This window comes from Streptomyces sp. SID5464 (assembly GCF_009862985.1).
Lineage (GTDB): Bacteria > Actinomycetota > Actinomycetes > Streptomycetales > Streptomycetaceae > Streptomyces > Streptomyces chartreusis_D.
Genome location: NZ_WWIQ01000032.1, coordinates 2174 through 6567 on the forward strand (window position 1 = coordinate 2174; position 4394 = coordinate 6567).

Annotated in this window: 5 protein-coding genes; all 5 read right to left on the bottom strand. The window is 68.1% G+C overall.

The window, feature by feature from the left end:
* Positions 1-3 precede the first annotated feature (3 nt).
* A complete protein-coding gene (locus GTY47_RS19335) occupies positions 4-846 on the bottom strand; it encodes an ABC transporter permease (protein WP_040904585.1) in 843 nt (280 codons plus the stop codon).
* A complete protein-coding gene (locus GTY47_RS19340) occupies positions 843-1433 on the bottom strand; it encodes an ABC transporter permease (RefSeq protein WP_234025788.1) in 591 nt (196 codons plus the stop codon). The genes GTY47_RS19335 and GTY47_RS19340 overlap by 4 nt, the downstream gene beginning before the upstream one ends.
* Positions 1333-1746: a hypothetical protein gene (locus tag GTY47_RS41015; RefSeq protein ID WP_234025789.1), complete on the bottom strand. Its 414-nt coding sequence runs from the start codon at positions 1744-1746 to the stop codon at positions 1333-1335. The genes GTY47_RS19340 and GTY47_RS41015 overlap by 101 nt, the downstream gene beginning before the upstream one ends.
* A gap of 3 nt (positions 1747-1749) precedes the next feature.
* On the bottom strand, positions 1750-2811 hold the full coding sequence (locus GTY47_RS19345) for an ATP-binding cassette domain-containing protein (RefSeq protein WP_010049284.1): 1062 nt from the start codon (positions 2809-2811) through the stop codon (positions 1750-1752).
* Positions 2812-2909: 98 nt separating this feature from the next.
* Entirely contained in the window at positions 2910-3941 is a 1032-nt protein-coding gene (locus tag GTY47_RS19350; protein ID WP_010049286.1) for an extracellular solute-binding protein, read from the bottom strand.
* Between the last annotated feature and the right edge of the window lie 453 nt (positions 3942-4394).

Genomic DNA, 4394 nt, shown 5'->3' on the forward strand with positions numbered 1-4394 from the left:
GGCTCAGGTGAGGGGTTCGACGGGGAGGACGCCGCCTTGGCTGTTGCGGTGTCCGCCGAGTTTGCGGACGGCGGCGACGAGGGCGAGGGCGAGGATGGCGAGTGCGATGAGGACGGCGCTGACCGCGGTGACGGTCGGGTCGACGTCGAACTGCAGGGCGTTGAAGACCAGCACCGGCAGGGTGCGGGTGTCGGGGGTCGACAGGAACTGGGCGATGAAGAACTCGTCGAAGCTGGTGATGAAGGAGAACACGGCGGCGGCGATCAGGCCGGGTGTGGCCAGGGGGAAGGTGATGCGCCGGGCGATGGTCATGCGGCTGGCGCCCATGCTGGCGGCGGCGTCTTCGAGGCGTTCGTCGATGCCCTTCAGGGTGGAGATCATGATGAGGACCGCGATGGGTGCGGCCAGCACGGTGTGCCCGAGGGCGATAGCGAGGGGGCTGCCGAGCATGCCGGCCGGTTCGAAGAACAGGAACAACCCGAGCGCGATGACCACTTGGGGGATGAGCATGGGGGCCAGGACCAGTCCGTAGACCGCCGCGTGCAGGGGCAGCCGGCCGCGGGCCAGGGCGGTGGCGGCGGTCACGCCCAGGATCAGGGAGAAGACCGTGGTGAGTGCGGCGATGAGGCTGGACAGGGCGATGGAGGTGGCCCAGTCGCTGCCGGGTGCGGCTATCTGCTCGTACCAGCGGGTGCTGTACTCCTTCGGCGGGAAGGTGCCGATGCCGTCGGCGCCGAAGGAGGTGACCAGGATGATGACGATGGGCATGGCCAGGAACAGCAGGATCGCGGTGGCGCTCAGGGCGCGGCCGATGTGTCCGGCTCGGGTGGCGGGCAGTTCCATCATGAGCCGCTCCTTCGTGCGGCCGCCTTCTTGCGGCGGAGCTTGGCCAGACCGAGGACACCGAGGCCGGCGAAGGTGAGCAGCAGCAGGATGACGCCGAAGGCGGCGGCGGAGTTCCACTGGTCCTGCTTCATCACCTGCTGGTCGATCAGCGCGGCGACGACGGTCTGCTTGTCGCCGCCCATCAGGGCGGGGGTGATGTAGTAGCCCAGGCACAGGATGAAGCTGAGCAGGCCTGCCGTACCCACACCGGGGGCCACCAGGGGCAGGTAGACACGGCGGAAGATGGTCAACCGGCTTGCGCCGAACCCGGCGGCCGCGGCCAGCAGCCTGCGGTCGACACCGCGCATCACGCCCTGCAGGATCAACACCGTGTAGGGGAGCATCACCGAGGTGGTGCCGATGACCACACCGGTCTCGTTGTAGAGCAGCGAGTACGGCGCGCCGGGGGCGTGCACGGAGGTGGCCAGCGTGTTGATGAAGCCGTGATCACCGAGCATGATGATCCAGCCGTAGGTGCGCACCAGGGCGCTGATGAAGTGCGGCACGACCACGATCAGCATGGCCAGGGCGGCGAAGACGGGCCGCATCCGGGCGATGGCGTGCGCCAGCACAAACCCCACCAGGAGCACTGAGCACGGCGGTCTCCGCGGAGATGCGCAGGGTGGAGATCAGCACGGAGAGGTTCACGCCGCTGAGGGCGTCGGTGTACCAGTGCAGGGTGAAGCCGCCGGTGTCGCCCTTCAGGCTGAGGGAGAGCACCCCGATGATCGGGTAGACGAACAGCACCAGCAGGAACACCGTGACGGGGACGGCGTTGACCAGCGCGATCCGTGAACGGTGCCCGCGCTTCTCGGACGTCTTCACACGCACCTTGCCGGGTGCGAGAGCGGTGCCGGCCACGGCTCACCCCCCGTCCGTCGCGTCGAAGACACTGACGTCCTCACGCTCAGCGGTCACACAGACCCGCTCACCGACGCGCGGCGGAGCGACGGCGGTCTCGATCCGCAGGGGCGGCGTCCCCGGAGCGGCGCCGTCCAGACGGACCGAGATCCGGGTCAGCGAACCGACGTACACCGCTGTTTCGACCGTGCCGGTACAACAGCCTTCCTCGGCACTGACCAGGCGGAGCTTGCCCGGCCGGACCGCTGCCCGGACCCGCTGCCCCGGAACACAGGGGTGCTCTCGGGCTGTGAGCACGCCGCCGGTGTCCAGGCGCACGCGGGTGCAGCCGTCCGCGGCCGGCTCTTCCACCTTGCCGTTGAGGAAGTTGGCGGCGCCGAGGAAGTCCGCGACGAACGGGGTGCGGGGGTGTTCGAACAGGCCGCGCGGGGTGTCGAACTGCTCGATCCGGCCGTCCTTCATGATGGCGATCCGGTCCGACAGGACCAGGGCCTCCTCCTGATCGTGCGTCACGTAGACGACGGTCAGGCCCAGTTCGCGCTGGATGGTCTTGATCTCGGTCTGCATCTGGTCGCGCAGCTTCTTGTCCAGCGCGCCCAGCGGCTCGTCCATCAGGACGATCGGCGGGCGGTAGACCAGCACCCGGCACAGGGCGACCCGCTGCTGCTGACCGCCGGACAGCTCACGCGGCTTGCGGCCGGCGAACTTCGACAGGCCCGCCGCCTGCAGCGTCTCACCCACCCGGCGGCGGATCTCCGCCTTGGACACCCCACGCAGTTGCAGCGGGAAGGCGACATTCTCCTCGACCGTCATGTGCGGGAAGAGCAGGTACTGCTGGAAGACGAAACCGAAGTCGCGTTTGCCGGGGTTGAGGCCGGTGATGTCCCGGCCGTCGACGCTGACGGTTCCGGAGTCCGGCTCGGTGAACCCGGCCAGCATCATCAACGTGGTGGTCTTGCCGGAACCGGAGGAGCCGAGGAAGGTGACGAACTCACCCGCCGCGATCTCCATGTCCACACCGTCGACCACCGTCGTCCCGCCGTAGGACTTCCGCAGCCCCGTCACCGACAACGACTTCCCCGTCAGGTGAGGAGGAGCGCGGGGCCAGGGCAGCGGCGAGGTCGTCAGCCGATAGGCCTCCGGCGGTCAGGCTCGTGGGGCGCTCAGGCATCGGCCCACTCCTGCCAGCGCTTGGTGACCGCCTCCTGGTTCTTGTCCCACCAGGCGACATCGGCGTCGAACCCGGTTTTGAGGTTCTGCGGCGAGGTCGGAAGCGTGGCCAGGACATCCTCCGAGAGCAGCTTGACGGCGCCGGGGACGACCGGACCGCCTGGGTAGAGCTTGGCGAACGCGGCCTGGACCTCGGGGCGCAGCGAGAAGTCGATCAGCTTGTAGGCCGCGTCGGTGTTGTCCGCGCCCTTCGGGATGCCCCAGCCGTTGGTCATCCTGCGGGCGCCGTTCCACTGGTACGCGACCGGCTGCCCCTGCTTGATCAGCTCGTCCGCGCGGCCGGCCCACAGGCTGGTCGCGACGACCTCCTTGCGGCCCAGCAGCACCGCTGGAAGGGCACCGGTGTTCCAGAACTTCTTCACGTCGCCGCGGATCCGCGACATCGCCTTGAAGGCCCGGTCCACATCCAGCGGGTACAGCTTGTCCAGCGGCACACCGTCGGCCAGCAGCGCGAACTCCAGCTCAGGCAGATCCACCTCCGCGCTCTGCAGCGAGCGCGGACCCTTGAAGGCGTCCGTGTTCCAGAAGTCGGCCCAGCTCTTGGGCGCCCGCTTCAGACTGTCGGTGCGGTAGGCCATCAGGCTCGCCCACACGTTCTTGCCGACCGCGTACTCCGGCAGGTTGTGGACCGCGATCCCGGCGCCCTTGGCGCTCTTCAGCCGGTCGTGGTCCACGGGCTCCAGACAGTCCAGGCGGGCCATCTTCTGGAAGATCAGCAGCGAGTTGTCCATCAGGTCGACCTGCGGCCGGCCCTGCCTGACCTGGGCGATGACCTGCGCGGACTGGTAGTTGACCGTGGTGACCGTGATGCCGGTCTCCTTGGTGAACGGCTCGTAGATCGCCTTGGTCAGCGCGTCGTTGTAGGCGCCGCCGCTGTTGCTGACGACGATTCTCTTCCTGCCGCCGCCGGACGAGCTGCTGCCGGTCGCGGTGCCGCAGCCGGCGAGGGCGGTGGCTGCGGCCACTGCGCCTGCGGTGCGGAGTACGGTTCTGCGTCCAATCCGGTTGCCTTCCATGGCGGTGCCTCCTGGAAATCGCTGGGGATACACGGGTATCTGCTGCAGGGACGTGCTGGTCCTGGGAGGGGCTGTTGCTGTTACGCCGTAATCGGCGGAAGGAAACGGCTCGGGGCTGCTGAAGGCGCCGCGCGAGACCGGGAGAGAAGAGAACGCTGCCATGTGCAGCGGTGTCGCCAGTAATCAGACCCGTCGCTGTGACACGACGGCTTATTTCCAGTCGCTTTGATTGCCGCCGGGCCCGCAGTGGCTCTGTCGAACAGGTGCGGAAGGCACCGGATTCTTGTCCCGCACGGCGAACACAAACCGCGGGAAAAGCGCGCGTGTGTGTGCGGTGCGGGACTCATGTTGCTCGGGTCAGATGCCGAGCATGGTGTTGAGGTCGTCCAGGGACTTCACCGT

Excerpts from the sequence above, each read along its gene's own strand:
- GTY47_RS19335 (WP_040904585.1), bottom strand. The coding sequence starts at position 846 with ATGATGGAACTGCCCGCCACCCGAGCCGGACACATCGGCCGCGCCCTG.
- GTY47_RS19340 (WP_234025788.1), bottom strand. The coding sequence starts at position 1,433 with ATGCGGCCCGTCTTCGCCGCCCTGGCCATGCTGATCGTGGTCGTGCCG.